The organism is Edwardsiella anguillarum ET080813, from assembly GCF_000264765.2.
Lineage (GTDB): Bacteria > Pseudomonadota > Gammaproteobacteria > Enterobacterales > Enterobacteriaceae > Edwardsiella > Edwardsiella anguillarum.
This window is the reverse complement of sequence record NZ_CP006664.1, coordinates 768,512-794,232: the sequence shown is the minus strand read 5'-3', so window position 1 is coordinate 794,232 and position 25,721 is coordinate 768,512. Positions and strand designations below refer to the sequence as shown.

At 60.1% G+C, this 25,721-nt stretch carries 24 protein-coding genes; 17 read left to right on the top strand and 7 right to left on the bottom strand.

Annotated elements, in window-relative coordinates:
* The first annotated feature begins 1 nt into the window (after position 1).
* The 12 genes from ETEE_RS19730 (at position 2) to acpS (ending at position 10,124) form a co-directional block, all read left to right on the top strand.
* The gene (locus ETEE_RS19730; protein WP_071881876.1) at positions 2 to 427 is read left to right on the top strand and encodes a phage GP46 family protein; all 426 of its coding nucleotides are present in this window, start codon (positions 2 to 4) and stop codon (positions 425 to 427) included.
* Complete coding sequence (locus tag ETEE_RS03670) at positions 414 to 1,472, top strand: baseplate J/gp47 family protein (RefSeq protein ID WP_034166104.1); 1,059 nt, start codon at positions 414 to 416, stop codon at positions 1,470 to 1,472. Before ETEE_RS19730 ends, ETEE_RS03670 begins: the two co-directional genes overlap by 14 nt.
* Positions 1,463 to 2,047 carry a YmfQ family protein gene (locus ETEE_RS19725; protein ID WP_071881875.1) on the top strand — a complete coding sequence of 195 codons (585 nt, stop codon included), beginning with the start codon at positions 1,463 to 1,465 and terminating at the stop codon, positions 2,045 to 2,047. Before ETEE_RS03670 ends, ETEE_RS19725 begins: the two co-directional genes overlap by 10 nt.
* A gap of 3 nt (positions 2,048 to 2,050) precedes the next feature.
* The gene (locus tag ETEE_RS21790) at positions 2,051 to 2,788 is read left to right on the top strand and encodes a hypothetical protein (RefSeq protein WP_081926391.1); all 738 of its coding nucleotides are present in this window, start codon (positions 2,051 to 2,053) and stop codon (positions 2,786 to 2,788) included.
* A 2-nt stretch (positions 2,789 to 2,790) separates the two neighbouring features.
* Entirely contained in the window at positions 2,791 to 3,144 is a 354-nt protein-coding gene (locus tag ETEE_RS03655) for a tail fiber assembly protein (protein ID WP_034164090.1), read from the top strand.
* Between the two features lie 364 nt (positions 3,145 to 3,508).
* A complete protein-coding gene (lepA, locus tag ETEE_RS03650) occupies positions 3,509 to 5,302 on the top strand; it encodes a translation elongation factor 4 (protein ID WP_034164091.1) in 1,794 nt (597 codons plus the stop codon).
* Positions 5,303 to 5,375: 73 nt separating this feature from the next.
* Complete coding sequence (gene lepB, locus ETEE_RS03645) at positions 5,376 to 6,350, top strand: signal peptidase I (RefSeq protein WP_034164093.1); 975 nt, start codon at positions 5,376 to 5,378, stop codon at positions 6,348 to 6,350.
* Between the two features lie 177 nt (positions 6,351 to 6,527).
* Positions 6,528 to 7,208 (top strand): ribonuclease III, encoded by a 681-nt coding sequence (gene rnc / locus ETEE_RS03640; protein ID WP_034164094.1) that lies wholly within the window; start codon positions 6,528 to 6,530, stop codon positions 7,206 to 7,208.
* Positions 7,205 to 8,110, top strand: a complete 906-nt coding sequence (era, locus tag ETEE_RS03635) for a GTPase Era (protein ID WP_012849548.1) — start codon at positions 7,205 to 7,207, stop codon at positions 8,108 to 8,110. Before rnc ends, era begins: the two co-directional genes overlap by 4 nt.
* 8 nt (positions 8,111 to 8,118) lie before the next feature.
* Positions 8,119 to 8,847 (top strand): DNA repair protein RecO, encoded by a 729-nt coding sequence (gene recO, locus ETEE_RS03630; RefSeq protein WP_034164095.1) that lies wholly within the window; start codon positions 8,119 to 8,121, stop codon positions 8,845 to 8,847.
* A 165-nt stretch (positions 8,848 to 9,012) separates the two neighbouring features.
* Positions 9,013 to 9,744, top strand: coding sequence for a pyridoxine 5'-phosphate synthase (gene pdxJ / locus ETEE_RS03625; protein WP_034164097.1), 732 nt, complete (start codon positions 9,013 to 9,015; stop codon positions 9,742 to 9,744).
* Entirely contained in the window at positions 9,744 to 10,124 is a 381-nt protein-coding gene (gene acpS / locus ETEE_RS03620) for a holo-ACP synthase (protein WP_034164098.1), read from the top strand. Before pdxJ ends, acpS begins: the two co-directional genes overlap by 1 nt.
* A 173-nt stretch (positions 10,125 to 10,297) precedes the next feature.
* Here acpS and barA read toward each other — a convergent pair whose 3' ends face one another.
* Entirely contained in the window at positions 10,298 to 13,057 is a 2,760-nt protein-coding gene (gene barA / locus ETEE_RS03615) for a two-component sensor histidine kinase BarA (RefSeq protein WP_034164099.1), read from the bottom strand.
* Between the two features lie 83 nt (positions 13,058 to 13,140).
* On the opposite strand from barA, the gene rlmD reads away from it, so the two are divergent.
* From rlmD to eno, 5 genes are all read left to right on the top strand, one after another.
* Entirely contained in the window at positions 13,141 to 14,457 is a 1,317-nt protein-coding gene (gene rlmD, locus ETEE_RS03610) for a 23S rRNA (uracil(1939)-C(5))-methyltransferase RlmD (RefSeq protein WP_034164101.1), read from the top strand.
* A 35-nt stretch (positions 14,458 to 14,492) separates the two neighbouring features.
* Entirely contained in the window at positions 14,493 to 16,739 is a 2,247-nt protein-coding gene (gene relA, locus ETEE_RS03605) for a GTP diphosphokinase (RefSeq protein ID WP_034164102.1), read from the top strand.
* A gap of 88 nt (positions 16,740 to 16,827) precedes the next feature.
* Positions 16,828 to 17,622, top strand: a complete 795-nt coding sequence (gene mazG, locus ETEE_RS03600; protein ID WP_034164103.1) for a nucleoside triphosphate pyrophosphohydrolase — start codon at positions 16,828 to 16,830, stop codon at positions 17,620 to 17,622.
* Between the two features lie 260 nt (positions 17,623 to 17,882).
* Complete coding sequence (gene pyrG, locus ETEE_RS03595; protein WP_034164104.1) at positions 17,883 to 19,520, top strand: glutamine hydrolyzing CTP synthase; 1,638 nt, start codon at positions 17,883 to 17,885, stop codon at positions 19,518 to 19,520.
* An 80-nt stretch (positions 19,521 to 19,600) separates the two neighbouring features.
* Positions 19,601 to 20,902 (top strand): phosphopyruvate hydratase, encoded by a 1,302-nt coding sequence (gene eno / locus ETEE_RS03590; protein WP_034164105.1) that lies wholly within the window; start codon positions 19,601 to 19,603, stop codon positions 20,900 to 20,902.
* Positions 20,903 to 20,970: 68 nt separating this feature from the next.
* Here the strand turns inward: eno and ETEE_RS03585 are convergent, their stop codons facing one another.
* The 6 genes from ETEE_RS03585 to ETEE_RS03560 all read right to left on the bottom strand — a co-directional run bounded on the left by ETEE_RS03585 (position 20,971) and on the right by ETEE_RS03560 (position 25,698).
* On the bottom strand, positions 20,971 to 21,192 hold the full coding sequence (locus ETEE_RS03585; RefSeq protein WP_005289369.1) for an HP1242/YdcH family protein: 222 nt from the start codon (positions 21,190 to 21,192) through the stop codon (positions 20,971 to 20,973).
* A gap of 167 nt (positions 21,193 to 21,359) precedes the next feature.
* Positions 21,360 to 22,475, bottom strand: coding sequence for a M20 family metallopeptidase (locus ETEE_RS03580; RefSeq protein WP_034164107.1), 1,116 nt, complete (start codon positions 22,473 to 22,475; stop codon positions 21,360 to 21,362).
* A 16-nt stretch (positions 22,476 to 22,491) separates the two neighbouring features.
* Positions 22,492 to 22,968 carry a YjiG family protein gene (locus ETEE_RS03575; protein ID WP_015462165.1) on the bottom strand — a complete coding sequence of 159 codons (477 nt, stop codon included), beginning with the start codon at positions 22,966 to 22,968 and terminating at the stop codon, positions 22,492 to 22,494.
* A complete protein-coding gene (locus tag ETEE_RS03570) occupies positions 22,968 to 23,708 on the bottom strand; it encodes a nucleoside recognition domain-containing protein (protein ID WP_034164108.1) in 741 nt (246 codons plus the stop codon). The genes ETEE_RS03575 and ETEE_RS03570 overlap by 1 nt, the downstream gene beginning before the upstream one ends.
* Positions 23,709 to 23,991: 283 nt before the next feature.
* Positions 23,992 to 24,846, bottom strand: coding sequence for a co-chaperone YbbN (locus ETEE_RS03565; RefSeq protein WP_034164110.1), 855 nt, complete (start codon positions 24,844 to 24,846; stop codon positions 23,992 to 23,994).
* 66 nt (positions 24,847 to 24,912) lie between these two features.
* Complete coding sequence (locus tag ETEE_RS03560) at positions 24,913 to 25,698, bottom strand: SDR family oxidoreductase (protein WP_034164111.1); 786 nt, start codon at positions 25,696 to 25,698, stop codon at positions 24,913 to 24,915.
* Between the last annotated feature and the right edge of the window lie 23 nt (positions 25,699 to 25,721).

Here is a 25,721-nt window from a genome sequence, read left to right as displayed (position 1 = left end):
TATGGATTTATGGCTATCCGTAAATGGAGAGCGCGTGAGTACGTATTCTCCATTAGATCCACTTGCCCGATCCGTAGTTATCTCACTATTCACGTGGCGCCGAGCCATGCCGGATGATAATTCCGATATCCCTATGGGGTGGTGGGGCGATTCATGGCCTGTGGTTCAGAATGATCGATATGGTTCACGGTTATGGTTATTGCAGCGTAGAAAGCTGACAAATAGTCTTGTAAATATCGTTAGTACATATATACGCGAGTCATTGCAGTGGATGCTAGATGACGGTATAGCGACGCGCATCGATATTGATGTGCAACGAACCGGAATCAATGCTCTTGGCAATAGCATTACGATATGGCGCCGTAGCGGTCCTGTAACTATCACCTTTGAAAATCTATGGGGCGTAATAACCGATGGCGGAAAGTGAGTTTCAAAGGCCAACACTGGCCGAAAATATTAACATGATCCGCAACGACCTTTTCTCTCGACTGGATGTCAACGACAGTATGCGCCGCATGGACGAGGATGTGAGGGCAAAGGTGTATGCGGCGGCACTTCATACGGTATATGGCTATATCGATTATCTGGCCAAAAATATGCTGCCAGATCTCTGTGATGAAGCGTGGCTCTATCGTCATGGCGGGATGAAGAAGTGCCCACGAAAGCAAGCGCAGACTGCCTTTGGGTATATGCGCTGGGATGGGGTAAATAATGATATCCGGGTTACTGCTGGATCTGTTATCCAGCGAGATGACCTGGTGCAGTATACGGCAATCGCTGATGCTGTTAGTGCTGGCGGTGTCATGAGGCTTCCTATCCGGTGCTCGGTTCCCGGCTTGATTGGTAACCTTGATGATGGTAGCTCCCTGGTTCTTGTTACGCCTGTACAGGGGCTTCCTTCTGCTGGGTTGGCAGATACTGTAATCGGTGGTTTTGATATTGAGGATTTGGAGACTTGGCGGGCTCGGGTCATTGAGCGGTATTACTTTACCCCGCAGGGTGGCGCAGATCACGATTATGTTATCTGGGCAAAAGAGGTTCCGGGCATTACTCGGGCATGGACCTATCGGCACTGGATGGGAACGGGGACAGTAGGGGTCATGGTTGCCAGTGACGATCTTGTTAATCCAATCCCTGATAATCAGACAATCACTGCAGTAAAGGCTCATGTCGTACCGAAGGCGCCGGTATCTGGCTCCGATCTCTACGTGTTTGCACCAATAGCACATCCCGTTAATTTTAATATTCGACTGAAACCAGACACGCAGGAAACGCGGGCGGCCGTAACAAAAGAGTTGCGAGCTTTCCTACAGCGCGATGGGGTTCCTGAGGGAGTTCTAGAGTTATCCCGCATCCATGAAGCTATCTCTATTGCTACCGGCGAGCATAGCCACCAGTTGATTGCACCTTCTGCTGATGAGCCAATCGCTAAAAATGAGCTGGCCGTGTTGGGGGCGATATCATGGACGTGACAACCGATAATTATGTCTCATTGCTAGCCGCATTGCTTCCACCTGGCCCAGCATGGAACGGTAGTGACCCGGCGATCTTGGGCGCTGCACCGTCATTGATGCGAGTTCATCGGCGTGCTGATGATTTGATGCTAGAGATTGACCCGAGAACGACGAGCGAGTTGATCAATCGCTGGGAGCGCTTGTGCGGCCTTCCTGATGAATGTATTCCAGCCGGTACGCAGACATTACGCCAGCGGCAGCAGCGCCTGGATGCGAAAGTTAATCTTCCTGGTGGTATTAACGCAGAGTTTTACTTGTCGCAACTTGTTGCGCTGGGGAAGCCCGATGCGACGATCACGCGCTATGACAAGAGCACGTTTAAATGCACATCAGCATGTACTGATGCCGTTAACTCAACAGAATGGCGTTATTACTGGCAGGTGAATATGCCAGCGCACACTGACGCCACATGGATGACATGTAACGACCAATGTGATTCATCGCTGCGAGTATGGGGAGATGCAGTTGTTGAATGTGTACTGAATAAACTTTGCCCATCACATACCTACGTTATTTTTAAATATCCGGAGTGATTCATGCACCGTATAGATACGCCTACTGCGCAGAAAGATAAATTCGGCGCGGGAAAGAACGGATTTACCCGTGGTAATCCTCAGACCGGTACGCCATCTACCGATCTGGATGATGACTACTTTGACGCACTGCAAGAAGAGATTGTTGGCGTTATTGAGGCTGCTGCTATTCAGCTGGATAAAAGCGATCGCGGGCAGCTTCTAAAATCATTGAAGAAACATTTTCAAGCCAGTGACGCCACCTTAACGGCGTTGGCTGGGTTGGCTACCAGCGAGAATAAAATTCCGTATTTTATTGGAGCAGATCGCGCAGCCCTTGCTGATTTTTCAAAGGTTGGCCGCGATATCGCTGGAGCTGGCACTGTTAATGATGTTCTCCAATACCTTGGTCTAGGAGATGCGGCTAAACGGAACGTCGGCACAACCAGCGGAACAGTCGCTGCCGGCGATGCCACCATGGGTGGAACATACACAATAGTTACCAGCAGCAGGGTAATGGGGGTGACGTACACCAATAGCGCTACACGCCCGATGCTGGTTATTTATTCGTGTGATGCTACGAGCTTCGGAACCGCAGTTGCGGCAGTGAATGGGGTTAACGTCGCCAGGGTCATCGGTGTAGAGTCATCCGCTACTCATAATGGTCCGTCCATGACGTTTATTGTTCCCGCAGGGGCGACTTACTCCATAACCAAAACTGCCGGCTCGCTTTCCAACATGATTTGGGCTGAAATGGTGTGATCATGAAATATTTCAAAGACTCGGAAAATTGCGTTTACGCATACCCATCAGATGGTTCTCAGGATGGTTTTATTAAGGAGGGGTTGATTTCCATTACTGAAAAAGAAGCGATGGAAATTGTGAACCCTCCACCAACGCACGAAGAACTTGTCATGCAGGCTGAAGCGTACAGGCAATTGTTATTAGATGAAGCTAATGCTGTAACCGCCGACTGGCGGACTGAACTGGCTTTAGGCGTCATCAGTGATGTCGATAAGGCGACGCTTATTGTATGGATGGAGTATATCAAGGCAGTGAAAGCAGTAGATACGTCAACCGCTCCTGATATCGCATGGCCGTCAAAGCCGGCTGGCTGATTGATTGGGTGGGGCATGGATGCCCTAAAACGTGAGACAGATTTGGGACTGTCATCTGTTGATCTGTAGTTCTGTGGCTTGCCAACCTTTTGTACTTGGGACGCAGTGAGCGCGGCGCAGTACGGTAATTGGCTGTCTTATATGGTAATTCTTAGAATTCGTAATGCGAAGGCCGTAGGGGTGACTCCTATTATCACCCCAAGCCTATCCGATAGGTGAGTAAGGTTGTATACGTATGCTGACGATTTCAACGCTACAGTGTAATATGCATGCCTGTAGTTGATGGGGTAGTTATCGTGGAGTGTCCACCGCTGTGTCCATCAAATAAAATCAATCCGCATAGCGAGTCAATAAACTCATATTTATGAAGAATATAAGAAACTTCTCCATTATCGCGCACATTGACCACGGTAAGTCGACGCTGTCTGACCGTATCATTCAGCTCTGCGGCGGTCTGTCAGACCGTGAGATGGAGGCCCAGGTTTTGGACTCCATGGATCTGGAGCGCGAACGCGGTATCACCATCAAGGCCCAGAGCGTCACGCTCGACTATAAGGCGCAGAATGGACAGGTGTATCAGCTCAACTTTATCGATACGCCGGGACACGTGGACTTCTCTTATGAGGTCTCCCGTTCGCTGGCCGCCTGTGAAGGGGCACTGCTGGTGGTCGACGCCGGGCAGGGGGTTGAAGCCCAGACCCTGGCCAACTGCTATACCGCCATCGAAATGGATCTCGAAGTGGTGCCGGTACTGAACAAGATCGACCTGCCCGCCGCCGATCCGGATCGTGTCTCCCAGGAGATCGAAGACATCGTCGGCATCGATGCCACCGATGCGGTGCGCTGCTCGGCCAAGACCGGCGTTGGCGTCGGCGATGTGCTGGAGCGTCTGGTGCGCGATATTCCGGCGCCGGAGGGCGATCCAGAGGCGCCGCTGCAGGCGCTGATCATCGACTCCTGGTTCGATAACTACCTCGGCGTGGTGTCGCTGATCCGTATTAAGAACGGTACGCTGCGCAAGGGCGATAAGGTCAAGGTGATGACCACCGGGCAGACCTATAACGCCGATCGTCTGGGGATCTTCACCCCGAAACAGGTCGATCGCGACGTGCTGAACTGCGGCGAGGTCGGCTGGCTGGTCTGCGCCATCAAGGATATCCACGGTGCGCCGGTGGGCGATACCCTGACCCTGGCCCGCAACCCGGCGGACGTCGCCCTGCCGGGCTTCAAGAAGGTGAAGCCGCAGGTATACGCCGGGCTGTTCCCGGTCAGCTCCGATGACTATGATGCCTTCCGCGATGCGCTGGGCAAGCTGAGCCTGAACGACGCCTCGCTGTTCTATGAGCCGGAGACCTCGACGGCGCTGGGCTTCGGCTTCCGCTGCGGCTTCCTCGGCCTGCTGCACATGGAGATCATTCAGGAGCGTCTGGAGCGTGAGTACGATCTGGATCTGATCACCACCGCGCCGACGGTAGTGTATGAGGTGGAGACCACCCGTAACGAGGTGATCTACGTGGACAGCCCCTCCAAGCTGCCGGCGGTGAACAATATTCAGGAGCTGCGCGAGCCGATCGCCGAGTGCCATATGCTGCTGCCGCAGGAGTTCCTGGGTAACGTGATTACGCTCTGTATCGAGAAGCGCGGCGTGCAGACCAACATGGTCTACCACGGTAATCAGGTGGCGCTGACCTATGAAATCCCGATGGCCGAGGTGGTGTTGGACTTCTTCGACCGTCTGAAGTCCACCTCGCGCGGCTATGCGTCGCTGGATTACGGCTTCAAGCGCTTCCAGGCCTCGGATATGGTGCGGGTTGACGTGATGGTCAACAGCGAGCGCGTCGATGCGCTGGCGCTGATTACCCACCGCGCCAACGCCAATGTGCGTGGCCGTGAGCTGGTCGAGAAGATGAAAGAGCTGATCCCGCGCCAGCAGTTTGACATCGCCATTCAGGCGGCGATCGGTAACCAGATCATCGCTCGAGCGACGGTGAAGCAGCTGCGTAAGAACGTACTGGCCAAGTGCTATGGCGGCGACATCAGCCGTAAGAAGAAGCTGCTGCAGAAGCAGAAAGAGGGTAAGAAACGCATGAAGCAGATCGGCAACGTCGAGCTGCCGCAGGAAGCGTTCCTGGCCATTCTGCACGTCGGCAAGGACTGATCGTTAGCCTGGCGGGCGCGGTTGATACCGCGCCCGCTGCGTTTATAAGCATTGATTTTAAGGAGTGATGGACATGGCAAATATGTTTGCCTTGATCCTGGTTATCGCCACGCTGGTAACCGGTATCGTGTGGTGTATCGACCGTTTCAAACTGGCGCCGGCGCGGCGTGCCCGCCTGGCGCAGATTAACAGCCAGACCGAGCAGGGGCTGGATGCGCAGAGCGCCCGCCAGGCCGTCAAGGCGCCGGGCTGGATCGAGTCCTGCGTATCGGTGTTCCCGGTGCTGGCTCTGGTATTGGTGATCCGTTCCTTTATCTACGAACCGTTCCAGATCCCCTCCGGTTCGATGATGCCGACGCTGCTGATCGGCGACTTTATTCTGGTGGAGAAGTTTGCCTACGGGCTGAAGGATCCGGTGACCCAGACCACCCTGATCCCGACCGGGCATCCCAAGCGCGGCGATATCGTGGTGTTCAAGTATCCGCTCGATCCGCGTCTGGATTACATCAAGCGCGCCATCGGTCTGCCGGGCGACAAAGTGGTGTACGACCCCTACAGCAAGGAGCTGACGGTGTATCCAGCCTGCCAGCAGGGCGAGCAGTGCGATCGGCTGCTGCCTATCACCTACAGTCCGTCGCGCCCGAGCGAATGGGTGCAGACCTTTAATCAGATGAGCGCCAACGAGCCGAGCAGCGGTTTCTATCAGTATCCCATCGATCAGAGCGTGCCGAACGGCTACCGCATGTATCAGCGTCAGGAGACGCTGGGTACGGTGAGCCACAGCATCCTGACCGTGCCGCAGGCGCAGGATATGGTCTCCCGCTACTACCAGCAGCCGGGTCAGCCCGAGGGCACCTGGATCGTCCCGCCGGGCCACTACTTTATGATGGGTGATAACCGCGACAACAGCGCCGACAGCCGTTACTGGGGTTTCGTGCCGGAGAAAAATCTGGTCGGTAAGGCCACGGCGATCTGGATGAGCTTTAAGAAACAGGAAGGCCAGTGGCCAACCGGCGTCCGGCTGGAGCGGATTGGTGGAATTCATTAAATAACCCCCGTAATTACGCAGCAATCTCCGGTCAGTCGTTGTAGAATATTCCCGTGACACGTTTGGCCCCCCGCGCGGGGGCCACTGCAAACGAAACAGCTTTGGATTGGCTTATGGCAAGGCAGGCCTGTTCCGTATGCTGCGGTTTTTGACGCATTCTGAATTTATTGGTATCTCATGAACCCCATCGTAATAAACCGGCTTCAGCGTAAGCTGGGCTACACTTTTAGACAGCAGGATCTGCTGATGCAGGCGCTGACCCACCGCAGCGCCAGTAGTAAACATAATGAACGGCTTGAGTTTCTGGGTGACTCGATCCTGAGCTTTGTGATCGCCAATGCGCTGTATCACCGCTTCCCGCGGGTGGATGAAGGCGATATGAGCCGGATGCGCGCCACGCTGGTGCGCGGCAACACCCTGGCCGAAATGGCGCGTGAGTTCGATCTGGGCGAGTGCCTGCGTCTGGGGCCGGGCGAGCTGAAGAGCGGTGGCTTCCGCCGTGAGTCTATCCTGGCGGATACCGTAGAGGCGCTGATCGGCGGCATTTTCCTCGACAGCGATATTCAGACCATTGAGCGTCTGATCCTCGACTGGTATCGCTCCCGTCTGGAGGAGATCAGCCCGGGCGACAAGCAGAAGGATCCCAAGACGCGTTTGCAGGAGTTTCTGCAGGGTCGCCATCTGCCGCTGCCCTCCTATCTGGTGGTGCAGGTGCGCGGTGAGGCGCACGACCAGGAGTTTACCATTCACTGCCAGGTCAGCGGGCTGTCCGCGCCGGTAGTCGGCGTCGGCTCCAGCCGGCGCAAGGCCGAGCAGGCCGCCGCCGAGCAGGCGTTAAAACAGTTGGAGCTTGAATGAGCGAAGAAAAAACCTACTGCGGCTTTATTGCCATCGTTGGCCGTCCCAATGTCGGTAAGTCAACGCTGCTGAACCAGTTGCTGGGGCAAAAAATCTCCATCACCTCGCGTAAGCCGCAGACCACTCGTCACCGCATTATGGGCATTCATACGGAAGGCCCGTACCAGGCTATCTATGTCGATACCCCGGGGCTGCACATCGAGGAGAAACGGGCCATTAACCGCCTGATGAACCGTGCGGCCAGCAGCTCCATCGGCGATGTCGAGCTGGTGATCTTTGTGGTGGAAGGCACCCACTGGACGCCGGATGACGAGATGGTGCTCAACAAGCTGCGCGATCTGAAGTGCCCGGTGATCCTGGCGATCAACAAGGTAGACAACGTGGTCGACAAGACCGCGCTGCTGCCGCACATTCAGTTCTTGAGCCAGCAGATGAACTTTTTGGACGTGGTGCCGATTTCGGCGGAGAAGGGCACCAACGTGGACGCTATCGCGCGCATCGTGCGCCAGCGTCTGCCGCAGGCGGAGCACCATTTCCCGGAGGAGTACATCACCGATCGCTCCCAGCGCTTTATGGCCTCTGAGATCATCCGTGAAAAACTGATGCGCTTCCTCGGCGAGGAGCTGCCCTACTCGGTCACCGTAGAGATCGAACGCTTTGCGCCGAACGAGCGCGGCGGCTATGACATCCACGGTCTGATCCTGGTGGAGCGCGATGGCCAGAAGAAGATGGTCATCGGCAACAAAGGCAGCAAGATCAAAACCATTGGTATCGAAGCGCGCCAGGACATGGAGGCGATGTTTGACGCCAAGGTGCATCTTGAGCTGTGGGTTAAGGTGAAATCCGGCTGGGCGGACGACGAGCGTGCGCTGCGTAGCCTGGGTTACGTCGACGATCTGTAAACCAGACGATGGACGGCTGGCAACGCGCCTTCGTGCTGCACGCACGGCCCTACAGTGAAACTAGCCTGATGCTGGATACGTTCACCGAGGGGCATGGTCGGGTACGTCTGCTGGCCAAAGGGGCGCGCAGCCGCCGCTCTTTGCTGAAGGGGGCGCTGCAGCCCTTTACACCGCTGCTGATCCGCTGGGGCGGCCGGGGCGAGGTAAAGACCCTGCGCAGCGCCGAGGCCGTCTCCCTGGCGCTGCCGCTCAGCGGTATCACCCTCTACAGCGGCCTGTACGTCAACGAACTGCTGGCGCGAGTGCTGGAGCAGGAGACCTGCTACAGCGCCCTGTTCTTCGATTATCTGCACTGCATTCAACATCTGGCCGCCCACGCGGGCTCACCGGAGCCGGCGCTGCGCCGCTTTGAGCTGGCGCTGCTGGCCCAGCTGGGTTACGGCGTCGACTTTCTGCACTGTGCGGGCTCCGGCGAGCCGGTGGCCGATACGATGACCTACCGCTACCGCGAGGAGAAGGGATTTATCGCCAGCCTGGTGGTGGATCAGCTCAGCTTCACCGGACGCGATCTGAAGGCGCTGGCCAGCCGCGAATTCCCCGACGGCGCCTCCCTGCGCGCCGCCAAGCGCTTTACCCGCATGGCCTTAAAGCCCTACTTGGGCGGTAAGCCGCTGAAAAGCCGTGAGCTGTTCCGTCAGTTCTCCCCGCGTCGCCCGGCCTCGCCGGGGCCCTCCTGACGCCGACTGTCCCCCTGTTTTCCCCGCCGCTGTCCTGCGTCCGGCGGCGCGCCCGGCGTTACACTGCATCAGGCTAGCCCGGCGGCACTTGTCAGCCGTCCGTTGGCGGGTAATATGATGTCTGATAACCGGGTTATCCCGACCGATCATCCTTGAGGAGCTGTCATGGCCGATATTCTGCTGGGCGTTAACATCGATCACATCGCGACCCTGCGCAACGCGCGCGGGACTCAGTATCCCGATCCGGTACAGGCGGCCTTCGTCGCCGAGCAGGCCGGGGCGGACGGCATCACCGTACACCTGCGCGAGGACCGTCGGCATATCACCGACCGCGATGTGCGGCTGCTGCGTCAGACCATCCAGACCCGCATGAACCTGGAGATGGCGGTGACCGAGGAGATGGTGGCGATCGCCTGTGAGCTGCGGCCGCACTTTTGCTGCCTGGTGCCGGAAAAGCGCCAGGAGGTGACCACCGAGGGGGGCCTGGACGTCGCCGGTCAGCGCGACAAGATCGCGGCGGCGGTGGCGCGTCTGAGCGCCGCCGAAATCCAGGTGTCGCTGTTTATCGATCCCGATGAGCGCCAGATCGAGGCCGCGGTGGCCGTCGGTGCGCCCTACATTGAGATCCATACCGGCGCCTATGCCGATGCGCCCAGTGCGCTGGCGCAGGCGGCGGAGCTGGAGCGGATTGCCGCGGCGGCGCGCTTTGCGCACGCGCGTGGCCTGAAGGTCAACGCCGGGCACGGTCTGACCTACCACAACGTGCAGGCGGTGGCCGCTCTGCCGCAGATGCATGAGCTGAACATCGGCCACAGCATCATCGGCCGCGCGGCCCTCGACGGGCTGAATTTGGCGGTGCGCGACATGAAGCAGCTGCTGCTGGACGCGCGTCGCTGATGGCTATTGTGGGGCTGGGTACCGATATCGTCGAGATCGCTCGCATCGCGGCGGTGGTTGAGCGCAGCGGCGATCAGCTGGCGCGGCGGGTGCTTTCGCCGGCGGAGTGGCAGCAGTATCTGACGCATGCCCAGCGGGTACGCTATCTGGCCAAGCGCTTCGCCGTCAAAGAGGCGGCGGCCAAGGCGTTGGGGACCGGTATCCGCCACGGCTTGGCCTTTGCCCAGTTTGAGGTGGCTAACGATGCGCTGGGCAAGCCACGGCTGATCTTACACGGGCGCGCGGCCGAGCTGGCCGCCGAGTTAGGGATCGCCTCGCTGCACGTGTCGCTGGCCGATGAGCGACGCTATGCCTGTGCGACGGTGATCGCGGAGGGGTGACCCCCGCGGCGCCGGGCGACGGCGGCGGAGAAGAAACGGTGGGCCGCGGCCCGCCGTTTTTTTTGTCTCTTGCCCCTAATGCGATCCACGGCCCGGCGGCGCCTGACGTCTCCGTGGCGATGCGGGCAGCCTTATCGGCGCAGAGACCATCCCCCGGCGATGCCGGGAGATATTTACTGTTCGTCGCCCGGCACCGGCGTGAGGTAGCCCTGCGCGGCGCGGGTCACGTTGTCCATTTCATCCAGCAGCTCCAGCCACTCCGGCTCCAGATCGCTGGCCGGCGTACCGTGGCGCAGCTGCTGCTCCAGATAGTGGCACAGCCTGCGCAGGCGCGGCACCCCGCTGTAGCTGCTGCTGCCGTGCAGCTTGTGGATCAGGCTGCACAGGTCGCCGTCCTGCTCGCCCGCCAGCTGGCGGGCGATCCGCTCGCGGACCTGGGGCAGGAACGCGAGCAGCATCTGTAGCATGTCGCGCGCCAGATCGGCTTTATTGGCTGCCTGGCGCAGCGCCAGGCCCCAGTCGAGGGAGACATCGGCGCTATCCGGCTCTGCCGGGACAGGCGCGCTGAGCGGCGCGCTGGGGCGCTCGCCGCTGTAGCGGTTGAGCAGCTGGCGCAGCATGTTTTCGTCGATCGGCTTGGCCAGATAGTCATCCATTCCGGCGCGCAGTAAACGCTCACGTTCGCCGTTAATCGCATGGGCGGTGACAGCGATGATCGGCGTGGTGGCGTGGCGCGCCTGTTGGCGCAGCAGCTCCGTGGTGCGGATGCCGTCCATCTCCGGCATCTGGATGTCCATCAGAATGATATCCAGATGGCGTTCGCGCGCCGCCGCCAGCGCCTCCTCACCGCTGTGGCACAGCAGGGTATGCTGCACCAGCTCGCCGAGCAGGGCGCCGATAAGCTTCAGGTTGGCCGGGTTATCGTCTACCGCCATCACCGTCAGCGGCAGGCGGGCGCCGTGCGGAGAGATCACCTGCGGCGCCCGCAGCGGCAGGGCGTTATCCATCAGTGCGGGCAGCAGTCGGCTGCTGGCGAGCGGTTTGAACAGGCAGCTGCGGATACCGCGGGCCTTCAGGGTATCGCTGTCGTGCAGCGTGTGGCTGGGCAGCGCCAGGATCACCCGGTCGGCCAGGCGCAGCGCCTGGCTCAGCTTCTCCTGCGTCGACTCCGTCGTGAGAGAGGTCTTGACCGGCAGGCCGAACAGCAGGATATCGTAGTGGCTGTCCGGGATCACCTGGGCGAACTGCGGGCAGTAGGTGACCTGCAGCGGGGTGACCTTCAGCATATCGAGGGTGCACTGCGCCGCCACCGGGTTGCTTTCGATGTACAGCAGGGTCTGGCCCTGCAGCCGCTCCAGCGGCAGGCTGGAGGGGGGCGCGTTATGATTGAGCTCCAGGCGGATATGGAACCAGAAGGTCGACCCTTTGTGGGGCTGACTGTGGAAGGCGATGTCGCCGCCCATTTCGTTGATCAGCTTCTGGGTGATCACCAGCCCCAGACCGGTGCCGCCGTGGCGGCGGGTAATGCTGGCATCCGCCTGGCGGAAGGCCTGGAACAGCTGGGACTGCTGACGCTCGGAGATACCGATGCCGGTATCGTGCACCTGTACCTCCAGCTCGACGGCCTGGGCGGTCTGGCTGCGCAGCTCGATGCGGATGTCGATGTTGCCCTTTTCGGTAAATTTAATCGCGTTGCCCAGCAGGTTAGTCAGCACTTGCTGCAGGCGCATCGGATCCCCCAGCACATGCTCCGGAACGTCGTTGCGCACGTTGAGCGTCAGCTCCAGCCCCTTGTCATGGGCGCTGGGCGCCAGCAGGGTCGCCACCTCGTCAATGGTTTCACGCAGCATGAACGGGATGTGTTCCAGCACCAGCTTACCGGCCTCCAGCTTGGAGAAGTCCAGTACGTCGTTGATGATGGTCAGCAGGTTGTTGGCCGAGCGTTCAATGGTGTGCAGGTAATCTATCTGGGTGGCGCTCAGCGGCGTTTTCATCACCTGGCGGGTGAAGCCGATCACGCCGTTGAGCGGGGTGCGCAGCTCGTGGGACATGTTGGCCAGGAACTCGGACTTGATGCGAGCGGCCTCCTGGGCGCGCTTCTTGGCCAGATCCAGCTCGACGTTCTGGATCTCCATCTGCTCCAGGGTTTCACGCAGATCGGAGGTGGCCTGGTCGATGTTCTGCTGCATCTCCTCATGGTAGGCGGTCAGCGACATCGCCATCGAGTTGATGCCGTTTTTCAGCATATCCAGCTCACCCAGCATGTGTCCCTCTACGCGGCTATCGAGCTGACCGCGGCGGATACGATCGACGGTGTTGACCATGTTGCGGATGGGGCCGGTGACGTCGCGCATCAGACGGTAGGAGAACAGCAGCGCAATGCACATGCTGATCAGCAGCAGCAGCGTGGCGACAAAGACCTCTTTATACTGCTGCAGGCGCACCGAGCGCAGATCCAGCTCAATGGCGATATAGCCCAGCGGCGCGCTGACGGCGTTTTTATCTTCCGCCAGGCGGTTTTCGGAGATGATCGGGGTACGCAGGATCAGCGCGTCGCCGCGTTTGCTCAGCATCAGATCGGTCGGCGGCGGGCTGCCGTCCGGCAGCTGCAGCATGGCGTAGTTATGGTGATAGTTCGAGGTAACGAACAGATTATTCTGGCTGTCAAAGACTGCGATGGCGCGCACAATGTCCGAGTGACGCCGATGCAGCAGGCCGATCAGCTGGCGCACCGCCTCGCGGCTGCGGAAGGTCATGCCGTATTCGCTGGCGACGGCCAGCGGCTCGATGATGCTGGCGCCGGCGTCGACCAGCTGATCCTGCAGTTCATTGTAGCGGTGCACGACGAAGAAAGTGCTGAGCAGCAGCCCGATCAGCAGCGTCGGGGCCAGCGTCAGGATCATCATGCGCGCCCGCAGGCTGTATTTGGTCATGGCGTTCCGATGTGGGAGAATTGGCGGCAAACTATTATTGGGGTAAGCCCCGGCTTAACCCACCGCACAGATAAGCAATCGACATGGCTCAATTTTACACACCGGGGCGCCGTACCGCGACCCGGAAAAACCTGATTGTGACCGCCACCGATCTGGATGCCTTTGGCCAGGGGGTGGCGCGCGATAAGGGCAAGACGCTGTTTATCAGCGGACTGCTGCCCGGCGAGGAGGCCGAGGTCATCCTGAGCGAGGAGAAACGCCAGTTTTCCCGCGGGCGGGTTACGCGTTTAATCAGCCACAGCCCGCAGCGGGTGGCGCCGCGCTGCCCCCACGCCGGCGTCTGCGGCGGCTGTCAGCAGCAGCATGCGGCGATCGCGTTGCAGCAGCAGAGCAAGTCGCAGGCGCTACAGCGTCTGATGGCGCGTGAGACCGGGGTGGATATGGCGCCGCAGGTGATCGCCGGAGAGCCCTATGGCTACCGGCGGCGCGCCCGCTTTGGGCTACAGTTTAACGCGAGGACGCAGCGGGTGGTGCTGGGGTTCCGTCAGGCGGCCTCTAACGACCTGGTGGCCCTGAAGGCCTGCCCGGTGTTGGCGCCCGCGCTGGAGGCGCTGCTGCTGCCGCTGGGCGAGTGTCTGTCGGCGCTGCGCGCGCGGCGCCGTCTGGGACACCTGGAGCTGGCGCTGGCCGACAATGGGCCGCTGATGGTGCTGCGCCATCTGGATCCGCTCGCGTTGTCGGATCGGGAGGCCCTGGGCGCCTTTGCCCGCCAGCGCGGGCTCACGCTGTACCTGAGCGACGGCGGCGCACCGCAGCGCCTGCTCGGCGAGGCGCCCTATTACCAGATCGACGGGATCCGCCTGGATTTTAACCCGCAGGATTTTATCCAGGTGAACGCCGCGGTAAATACGCAGATGGTCGAACAGGCCCTGGCCTGGCTGGATGTCAGGGCCGATGAGCGCGTGCTGGATCTGTTCTGCGGCATGGGCAACTTTACCCTGCCGCTGGCGCGCCGCGCCCAGCGGGTGGTGGGCGTCGAGGGGGTTCCCGAGCTGGTGGTGACGGCGCAGAATAATGCACGTAACAACGGGCTGAGTAATGTAGAATTCTTCCATCAGAATCTGGAGGAGGACGTGACGCGTCAGGCCTGGGCGGCACAGGGATTTGACAAGATTTTGCTCGATCCGGCGCGCGCCGGCGCCCCCGGGGTGATGCAGCATATCGTTCGCCTGGCGCCGCGTCGGGTAGTCTATGTCTCTTGTAACCCGACCACGCTAGCCCGGGACAGTAAGACGCTGCTGCAGGGCGGCTATCGGTTGACGCGTTTATGTATGCTGGACATGTTTCCCCACACGGGGCATTTGGAGTCGATGGCGCTGTTTGAATCGGCGGCGCAATAGGCATTTGATAGACAGTAGTCGAGAGGGAGAGAACCATGGTCGCGGTAAGAAGTGCTCATTTGAATACGGCTGGTGAATTTGTCCCCGAGCAGTGGGTGGCAAGCCTGAACCTGTCCAATTCTGAGTCGTGTGAGCGTCTCACCGCCACCTGGCGCTATTGTCAGGAGAAAACCGCCGGTAACGCCGCGGCGCCGCTGCTGCTGTGGCGCGGCGTCGAAATGGTCGAGATCCTCTCCACCCTGAGCATGGATAATGACAGCATGCGCGCCGCGCTGCTGTTCCCGCTGGTGGACGGTGCGGTGATCGATGACGCCCGGGTGCGCGAGGACTTTGGCCCTTCCATCGCCGATCTGGTGCGCGGGGTGCTGGAGATGGACGCCATCCGCGAGTTGAAGGCTACCCAGAGCGGGGCGGCCGGGTCAGAGCAGGTGGATAACATTCGCCGGATGCTGCTGGCCATCGTAGAGGACTTCCGCTGCGTGGTGATCAAGCTGGCGGAGCGCATCGCCCACCTGCGCGAGGTGAAGGATGCGCCGGAAGAGGAGCGCGTGCTGGCGGCCAAGGAGAGCTTCAACATCTATGCTCCGCTGGCCAACCGGCTGGGGATCGGCCAGCTGAAGTGGGAGCTAGAGGACTTTTGCTTCCGCTACCTGCATCCGGATGAGTACAAGCGCATCGCCAAGCTGCTGCATGAGCGGCGCATCGATCGCGAGCAGTTTATCGACGACTTTGTGCGCGACCTGCGCGGGGCGATGGCCGAGGAGGGGATCAAGGCGGATATCTACGGTCGCCCCAAGCACATCTACAGCATCTGGCGCAAGATGCAGAAGAAATCCCTGGCCTTTGACGAGCTGTTCGACGTGCGTGCGGTGCGGGTGGTGGTCGAGCGCCTGCAGGACTGCTACGCGGCGCTGGGGATAGTGCATACTCACTACCGTCACCTGCCCAGCGAGTTCGATGACTATGTCGCTAACCCCAAGCCCAACGGCTACCAGTCGATCCATACGGTGGTGCTCGGGCCGCACGGCAAGACGCTGGAGATCCAGATCCGTACCCGCCAGATGCACGAGGACGCCGAGCTCGGCGTGGCGGCGCACTGGAAATACAAAGAGGGGCCGCAGGCGGGCGGCCGCTCCGGCTACGATAACCGCATCGCCTGGCTGCGCAAGCTGCTGGCCTGGCAGGAGGAGATGGCCGACACCGGCGAGATGATCGACGAGGTGAGAAGCCAGGTGCTGGACGATCGGGTGTATGTCTTTACCCCCAAGGGCGACGTTATCGATCTGCCCGCCGGCTCCACGCCCCTCGACTTCGCCTACCATATCCACAGCGACGTCGGCCACCGCTGCATCGGTGCCAAGATCGGCGGGCGCATCGTCCCCTTTACCTATCAACTGCAGATGGGCGATCAGGTGGAGATCATCACCCAGAAGCAGCCTAACCCGAGCCGCGACTGGCTGAACCCGAACCTGGGGTATGTCACCACCAGCCGCGGGCGCGCCAAGATCCACAACTGGTTCCGTAAGCTCGATCGCGATAAGAACATCCTGGCCGGGCGCCAGATTCTGGATGACGAGCTGGCCCGTCTGGGGATCAGCCTGAAAGAGGCGGAAAAGCTGCTGCTGCCGCGCTACAACGTGCATACCCTGGACGAGGTGCTGGCCGCCATCGGCGGCGGCGATATCCGCCTGAACCAGATGGTCAACTTCCTGCAGGGCAAGATCAACAAGCCCAGCGCGGAGGAGGCCGATCGCGAGGCGCTGAAGCAGCTGACCCAGAAGGGGCAGTCCAGCGTACGCAGCGACAAGAGCAGCGGCCGGGTAGTGGTCGAAGGGGTCGGTAACCTGATGCACCACATCGCCCGCTGCTGTCAGCCGATCCCCGGCGATGAGATCGTCGGTTTCATTACCCAGGGGCGCGGGATCTCCATTCACCGGGTCGACTGCGACCAGCTGGATGAGCTGCGTCGCCACGCGCCGGAGCGGATTATCGACGCGGTATGGGGCGAGAGCTACTCCAGCGGCTATTCGCTGGTGGTGCGGGTGACCGCCAACGATCGCAGTGGGCTGCTGCGCGACATCACCACCATATTGGCCAACGAAAAGGTCAATGTGCTGGGGGTCGCCAGCCGCAGCGATACCAAGCAGCAGATGGCGACCATCGATATGGAGATAGAGATCTATAACCTGCAGGTGCTGGGCCGGGTGCTGGCCAAGCTGAATCAGCTGCCGGACGTGCTGGACGCGCGTCGTCTGAACGGCGGACGCGGCGGCGCGGAGTAAGTCCGGGGCCGCCTCCCCACTGTCTGACGCGCCGGCCCGGGTTGGGCCGGCTGGCGTCGCTCTCTTTTTTACTGCGGGAATAACACCGATGACCACACCTGCCATGCAACGACTGTTGACGATTATGCGCACGCTGCGCGATCCGCAGCGGGGCTGTCCTTGGGATCTACGTCAAACTTTTGCCACAATCGCGCCCTATACGCTGGAAGAAACCTATGAAGTGCTTGACACGATTCAGCGCAGCGATTTCAATGGACTTCAAGAAGAGCTGGGCGATCTGCTGTTTCAGGTCGTGTTCCATGCGCAGATGGCTCAAGAGCAGGGGCTGTTCGACTTTGACGACGTGTGTCAAAGCATCTGCGACAAGCTGGAACGCCGCCATCCCCACGTGTTCGACGCGGAGTATGACGGGACGGCGCAGGCGTCCGTGGCGCGCTGGGAGCAGCGTAAGCAGCGGGAGCGGGCGCAAAAGGCGATGGACTCAGCGCTGGATGATATTCCGCAGGCGCTGCCGGCGCTGATGCGCGCCGACAAGATCCAGCGGCGCTGTGCCTCGGTGGGATTTGACTGGGACACCCTGGGGCCGGTGCTGGGCAAGGTTTACGAAGAGATAGACGAAGTGATGGATGAGGCGCAGCAGGCGGTGGTGGATCAGACCCGCCTGAGTGAGGAGGTGGGGGATCTGCTGTTCGCCACGGTCAATCTGGCGCGTCATCTCGGCTGTCGTGCAGAAACCACACTGCAGGAGGCCAACCGTAAGTTTGAGCGCCGTTTCCGCGCGGTCGAGCAGGCGATAATCGCCGGTGGACAGACGCTGGATAGCGCCTCGCTAGAGGAGATGGAAGCGGCGTGGCAGCAGGTAAAACAGCAAGAAAAACAGTAGGGTGGCGCGCCGCGGCGACGGTGGTTTTCCGTTTTGTTTTGGCTGTTTGATACGCTGCGACAGAGATTAATGGGATTTTTTGGCGTTTTTTCTCTGTATCTTGTTGTTTAAGAAGTAAAAGAAGATTATTGCAGGCGGTGTTTGGGCGCAGAAAACGGCGCGGACGGGATCAGATCGTTTGTGGCAAATAAAACCTTCGGGTATACTACTGTCCCGTCCTGGTTCTTCCATCGTCTTTAAACCTAACTCTCAGGTTCAGCATGACAACGAATTATATTTTTGTGACCGGCGGGGTCGTATCCTCTCTGGGTAAAGGCATTGCCGCAGCCTCCCTGGCGGCCATTCTTGAAGCCCGTGGCCTCAATGTATCCATGATGAAGCTCGACCCGTACATCAACGTCGATCCGGGTACCATGAGCCCGATCCAGCACGGGGAAGTTTTCGTTACCGAAGACGGCGCGGAAACCGATCTGGACCTGGGTCACTACGAGCGCTTCATTCGTACCAAAATGTCCCGTCGCAATAACTTTACCACCGGGCGCATCTACTCCGATGTGCTGCGTAAAGAGCGCCGCGGCGACTATCTGGGCGCCACCGTTCAGGTGATCCCGCATATCACTAACGCCATCAAAGAGCGCATCCTGGAAGGGGGCGAGGGCCACGACGTGGTTCTGGTTGAGATCGGTGGCACCGTCGGTGATATCGAGTCGCTGCCGTTCCTGGAGGCCATCCGCCAGCTGGCGGTCGACGTCGGTCGTGAGCACACCATGTTCATGCACCTGACCCTGGTACCCTACATGGCGGCCGCCGGTGAGGTGAAGACCAAGCCGACCCAGCATTCCGTGAAAGAGCTGCTCTCTATCGGTATCCAGCCTGACGTGCTGATCTGCCGCTCCGATCGCGCGATTCCGGCCAACGAGCGCGCGAAGATCGCGCTGTTCTGTAACGTACCGGAGAAAGCGGTTATCTCCCTGAAAGACGTAGATTCCATCTACAAGATCCCGGGGCTGCTCAAGTCGCAGGGGCTGGATGAGTTTATCTGCAAACGCTTCAATCTGGCCTGCCCGGCGGCGAATCTCTCCGAGTGGGAACAGGTTATCTTTGAAGAGGCCAACCCCGCCGGTGAAGTGACCATTGGGATGGTCGGCAAGTACGTCGAGCTGCCGGACGCCTATAAGTCGGTGATCGAAGCATTGAAGCACGGTGGGCTGAAAAATCGCGTCAGCGTGAATATCAAGCTGATCGACTCGCAGGATGTCGAAACCAAAGGTACCGAGATCCTCAAAGATCTGGATGCTATCTTGGTGCCGGGTGGCTTCGGCTATCGCGGCATTGAAGGGAAGATCGCCACCGCTCGCTATGCGCGCGAAAACAATATCCCGTATCTGGGCATCTGCCTGGGTATGCAGGTTGCCCTGATGGAGTTTGCCCGCAACGTCGTGGGCATGGAAGGCGCCAACTCAACGGAGTTCATGCCGGATTGCAAATACCCGGTCGTGGCGTTGATCACCGAGTGGCGTGATGAAGAAGGTAACGTTGAAATGCGCAGCGAAGACAGTGATCTGGGCGGTACCATGCGCCTGGGCGGTCAGCAGTGCAATCTGGTGGACGGTACGCTGGCGCGCCAGCTGTACGATGCGCCGAGCATTGTGGAGCGTCACCGTCATCGCTACGAAGTGAACAACATGCTGCTGAAGCCGATCGAAGCCGCGGGTCTGCGCGTCTCCGGCCGTTCAGCGGACAATAGCCTGGTGGAGATCATCGAGCTGCCTAACCACCCGTGGTTCGTGGCCTCGCAGTTCCATCCGGAGTTCACCTCCACCCCGCGTGATGGGCATCCGCTGTTCTCCGGCTTTGTTAAAGCGGCGGCGGAATACCAGAAACGTCAGGTGAAATAAGTGATTATGGGCAGGCGCGGGACTTTTGTTCCGCGTCTGTCGTCTGGAGTTTTAGTTTAACTTGTATCGAGGAAAACCTAATGTCCAAAATCGTTAAAGTCATCGGTCGCGAAATCATCGACTCCCGCGGTAACCCGACTGTAGAAGCCGAAGTTCATCTGGAAGGCGGTTTCGTCGGTATGGCTGCTGCGCCGTCAGGTGCTTCTACCGGTTCTCGCGAAGCGCTGGAACTGCGCGACGGTGACAAGTCACGTTTCCTGGGTAAAGGCGTCCTGAAGGCGGTTGCCGCCGTCAACGGCCCGATCGCTGAAGCCATCATCGGCAAAGACGCGAAAGACCAGGCTAACATCGACCAGATCATGATCGAACTGGACGGTACCGAAAACAAATCCAAGTTCGGTGCTAACGCCATCCTGGCGGTTTCCCTGGCTAACGCGAAAGCTGCCGCTGCCGCTAAAGGCATGCCGCTGTACGCGCACATCGCCGAACTGAACGGCACTCCGGGCAAATACTCCATGCCGCTGCCGATGATGAACATCATCAACGGCGGTGAGCACGCCGACAACAACGTCGACATCCAGGAGTTCATGATCCAGCCGGTTGGCGCTAAGACACTGAAAGAAGCGGTACGCATCGGTTCTGAAGTGTTCCACAACCTGGCTAAAGTTCTGAAAGCCGAAGGCATGAACACCGCCGTGGGTGACGAAGGTGGCTACGCGCCGAACCTGGAATCCAACGCCGCTGCGCTGGCTGCCATCAAAGAAGCCGTTGAGAAAGCCGGTTACGTGCTGGGTAAAGATGTTACCCTGGCGATGGACTGCGCCGCTTCTGAGTTCTACAACAAAGAAACCGGTATGTACGAACTGAAAGGCGAAGGCAAATCCTTCACCTCTAACGAGTTCACTCACTACCTGGAAGGTCTGACCAAAGAGTTCCCGATCGTCTCTATCGAAGACGGCCTGGACGAGTCTGACTGGGACGGTTTCGCTTACCAGACCAAAGTGATGGGCGACAAGCTGCAGCTGGTGGGTGACGATCTGTTCGTAACCAACACCAAGATTCTGAAAGAAGGCATCGAGAAAGGCATCGCCAACTCCATCCTGATCAAGTTCAACCAGATCGGTTCTCTGACCGAAACTCTGGCGGCTATCAAGATGGCGAAAGATGCTGGCTACACCGCTGTCATCTCTCACCGTTCTGGCGAAACCGAAGATGCCACTATCGCTGACCTGGCGGTAGGTACCGCGGCAGGCCAGATCAAGACCGGTTCCATGAGCCGTTCTGACCGCGTTGCCAAGTACAACCAGCTGATCCGTATCGAAGAAGCGCTGGGCGCGGCTGCACCGTTCAACGGTCTGAAAGAAGTGAAAGGTCAGCACTAATCGCTGCCGTTTCACCGACGCAAAAAACCCGCCATATGGCGGGTTTTTTTATGTCCGCGGTGTAACGATCAACTGACCGCCTCCTCACTGCGCAGGATCTGGTACAGCTCATCCTTGATCCTCAGTTTTTCGCGCTTCATGGCGGCGATCTGCTCATTGAATAGCGCGCCGGGTCTGTTTTCGGCCCTTCTGATTTCATGATCCAGCTGGTTATGCTCATGGAACAGGGTGGCAAATCGGACGTCTTCGGTTTTCAGACGGGAGATCAGATCACGATACTCTGGGAACATAAGCCCTCCTTTTGGTCAGAACCCATCGTTAACTATGGCACAGAAATAGTGGTGAGTTTGTAACCAGGCTCTCAGCTTGTCGCTTCGCCGCGCAGGATCGCCGCAGGGAGGGGGATAAAAAACGGAGGCCGTGCTTGGCACGACCTCCGGGTCTCGTTGATGGGGGATTACAGGCCGGCGATCACTCGGCGCAGCAGACGGATGCGCGGGGCGACGCTCTCCAGCTCCAGGTATTCGGCCGGGCTGTGGAAGCCGGCGCCGATCGGGCCAAAGCCATCCAGCGACGGGATCCCCAGCGCCGCGGTGTGGTTGGCGTCGGAGCCGCCGCCCACCGCCTGCCAGGTGATGGCGATCCCCTCTTCACGCCCCGCCTGTTCGACGCGGGCCATCAGGGCTTCGGTATCGCCCGACGGCGCCATGGCCGGGGTGTGGGCATCCTGCTGCAGCGTGCAGCTGACGCCGTCCAGGAACGGCTGCTGACAGCGGGCCTGCAGCGCCTGATTGACGCGCTGATACTCATCGTTGCACCAGAAGCGCAGATCGACCACGGCCTGAGCGTGGTCGGGCACGATGTTTGCCGCGTCGCCGCCGCTGATCACCCCGACGTTGAGGGTGGTGCCCTTGTCGCTGTCGCCCAGCTGGTTGACGGCGATGATGGCGTGGGCCAGGGCGGTGATCGCCGAGCGTCCTTTCTCCGGATCGTTACCGGCGTGGGCGGCGACGCCCTGGAAGTCGAGGCGATAGCGGGCCATACCTTTCCGTGCCTTGACCAGGGAGCCGTCGGCGCGCGCCGCTTCGCACACCAGCACGCAGCCGCTGCGCTTGGCCAGCTCGCCAATCCAGGCGTGGGAGTGGACGGATCCAGTCTCTTCATCCGGGTTCATGGCGACGGCGATGCGCAGGCGCTGGCGATCGCGCTCCTCCAGACCACGCAGGGCCCACAGAATATTGAGCAGGCCGCTCTTCATATCCGAGACGCCCGGCCCGTAGGCGCGGCCATCGCGTACGCTCAGCGGACGCTCGGCGGCGGTGCCCGGAGGGAAGACGGTGTCCAGATGGCCGACCAGCAGCACATCGTAGCGATCGGCCTGCGGCTGGTTGGTGACAAAGACCCCCGGTCCGACCTGATCGCCGAGATCGACCCGCTCCGCGTGCCAGCCGGCGTCGCGGTACAGGCCGGCAAAGATGTCGGCGACCCGGGCGACACCGTCGCGGGTCTGGGTGCCGCAGTCGACGTTGACCACACTGCGCAGTTCGTCCAGATACTGTTCCAGCTGTATCATTCGATCTCTCCTTGAGTTACAGAATTACGCGCATGAGCAGCATGGCGATGAAGGCGTTGATGACGGAGATGCCGATCATCACCGGGATCCGTTTGGCGGCGGTGCCGATAACGCCGAGGATACGCCCGGCATACTGGATCTGGGAGCCCATCAGGTAGATGGCCGGCGCCAGGATCGCCAGATGGGTTCCGGTGAGGATACCCTGGTCGAACAGCGCCACGGCAACGCCCACGCCGCCGCCCATGGACATCCAACCGCCGATCAGCACGGCGGCGGCCTCACCCGGCAGGCCAAACAGCCCCATCAGCGGGCCAAACACCAGCGCCATCCCTTTCAGGGCGCCGGTGATCTCCAGGGCCTTGATCAGCACAAAGGCCATCAAGACGTTGGGCAGGGTGCTGGTGGTAGCAATGTTCCAGCCTTTACGCGCGCCGGCGACGAAGACGTCGGTGATCATGGGCTTCGATGCGGAGGTAGAAATAGGTGCAGACATTAGGCTTCTCCCTGTGCCGGATGGGTTACATTTTTTGCGCTGTTACGTGTCGTCAGGCGCAGGTACAGGCGCATCAGGTTGGCGCCGAAAATTTTCATCACGAACATCACCGCCACGCACAGGCCGATAGAGGCCGGTACCGCCGGGGTGCCGTCGAGGGTCATCAGGGTGAACAGCACCGCGCCGGAGGAGAAGAAGTTGGTGATCATGGCGCCGGCGGAGAACTGGAACATGGTGAAGACGTCACGCTCGTGTTCGGCGATCTGTCCTTCGTCGGAGAGGTTGCGGGTCAACGAGGCACCAACGTCGGTGCTCTGCAGTGAGCCGATCATCGCCAGGCCGGCGGCGCCGGGGATCCCCAGCAGTGGGCGCAGCAGCGGCGTCAGCAGCTTACGGGCCGCGTTGAGCGCGCCGTAGTGCTCCAGCACGTTGATCATCCCCAGGGCGAACATGACCGCCGGGATCAGGCCAAAGGCGAACAGAAATCCGTCCATGGCACCGGAGCCACCCTTACCGCGGAAGGTGCTGGTGGCGGCGTTCACCGCATCGCCGGCGCTGCTGACGCCGCTGACCACCTTACCAAATGCGCCGTTGAGGGTGGTGAAGTCGAAGACGCCGTACCATTCTTTTCCGCCCAGCAGGCCGGAGAAGAATACCATTGCGAAGATCAGCGCGATATAGGCGCCGAAGCCGACGCGCTGTTCCGTGGGCGGGGCGCTGGGTGGGATTGGACTACTCATGGATCATTTCCTTATGCCAGGTGTGAAGTGTTACAAAAGACAAGAATACGAATATTCAGTAATACTTTTTTAGAATATATGACCTGGAGCAATAAAAATATTGGTTATTTATACGACTAATTAATAATTTGAGATATCGCACGTGGAAAAATCGGAATTCCGTGCTAATAGTTCGGAATTGCAGAAATGTTACCGGGAACTCGCGCGCGAGGGCGGCGGCCATAAAAAATCCCCGCCGGCGTCAGCGGGCAGGGATTGCAGGGGAATGCGCCGATCGCAGCGATCAGTACATCAGGGAGTAGAGCTGGCGGCGGAACTTAGCGGCCAGCGCATCGCCGGTGCCCAGGGCGGCCAGAATGTCCATCAGCGTCTTGCGCGCCGCTCCGTCACCGGCGGCCAGATCGTGGCGCAGGTGATCCATCAGCAGGGTCAGCGCCTCTTCATTGCGTCCGACCTGATGCAGCTGCAGGGCCAGCTGGACGGCCAGCGCCACGTTCTGCGGCTGTTCGGCGACCTGCTGCTGTAGCTGCTGGATCTCCGGGGAGTCGGCGGCCTGCTTCATCAGCTCGATCTGGGCGATCAGGCTCTGGTAGTGAGTATCCTGATCCTGCAGCGGTACGGTGGTCAGCAGGGCGCTGGCCTCGTCGCTGCGGTTTAGGGCGATCAGGGTTTCCGCCAGCGCCAGCGTGATATCACTGCGGGTCGGCGCCAGGGTGTGGGCCTCTTTCAGCAGCGGCAGGGCCTCCGCCATATTGCCGGCGGCCATTAGCTCCGCCGCCTGGGCGGCCTTTAGCTCTTCTGGCTTGGGTAGAACCCGGGCCAGCAGATCGCGGATCTGCTCTTCCGGCTGCGGTCCCTGAAAGCCGTCAAGCGGCTGACCGTCCTTAAACAGGTAGACCGTCGGAATGGCGCGTAGCCCGAACTGGGATGCCAGCATCTGTTCGGCGTCGCAGTCGACCTTGGCCAGGATGAACTGCCCGGCGTACTCGGCGGCCAGCTTTTCCAGCACCGGCGTGAGCTGTTCGCAGTGTTGGCTGCGGGCAGACCAAAAGTAAAACAGCACCGGCACCGACATGGATTGCTCCAGCGTCTGGTGTAGGTTGGCTTCGGTAATGTTGACTACGGTGGCGTTGATCATGGTGGTTTCTCTCGATCCCTTCGGCTAGATAAAACGGATATGGGGGCGGCGGCGGCAATTACAAGATCAGCGCGCCGTCGAATGGCCACTCAGAATGCGATCCAGCACGCGGCCCGGCAGGATCCGTCGCAGCAGGCTGAGCACGTGAGCGATAACGGTGACCGGATAGCGCAGGCGCGGACGCGGACTCTCCAGCGCGTGGCGCAGCTTGGGCAGTATCGCCTCCGGGGTCAGGGCGAAGCGGGCGGCGATGCTGGGGTTGGTCACCGGCCTAGCGCTGTCGCACTGGTGCACGTTGTGGGTAAAGCGCGTGTGGATGGGGCCGGGCTCGATCAGGGAGACGTGTACGCCGCTGCCGCGCAGCTCCATGCGCAGCGCATCCGACCAGCCCTCCAGCGCATATTTGCTGGCGGCATAGGCGCCGCGTCCGGGGGTGGCAACCAACCCCATAATGGAGCTGGTCTGGATGATGCGCCCCTCACCCTGGGCCAGCATCGCCGGTAGCAGCAGCTGAGTCAGCTGATGGGTGCCGAACAGGTTGGTGGCGAACTGGCGCTCCAGCCCCTCGCGGCTGATCTGGCTGAGGGGCCCATAGAGGCCGAATCCGCCGTTATTGAACAGGGCATACAGACGCCCGCCGGTCAGCGTCAGTACCCGACGGGCGGCCTGCTCTACGCTCTCGGCGCTGTCGAGATCCAGCGTGATGCCCTCCATCCCCATGGCCTCCATCGCCGCGACGTCCTCCGCTTTACGGCAGGCGGCCAGCACTCGGTAACCCCGCTGGTGTAGATCCTTGGCCGCTGCCAGTCCGATGCCGCTAGAGCTGCCGGTGATTAAGATGGCTTTTTGCATAAGTTTACCTAAGTTGCCCTGTT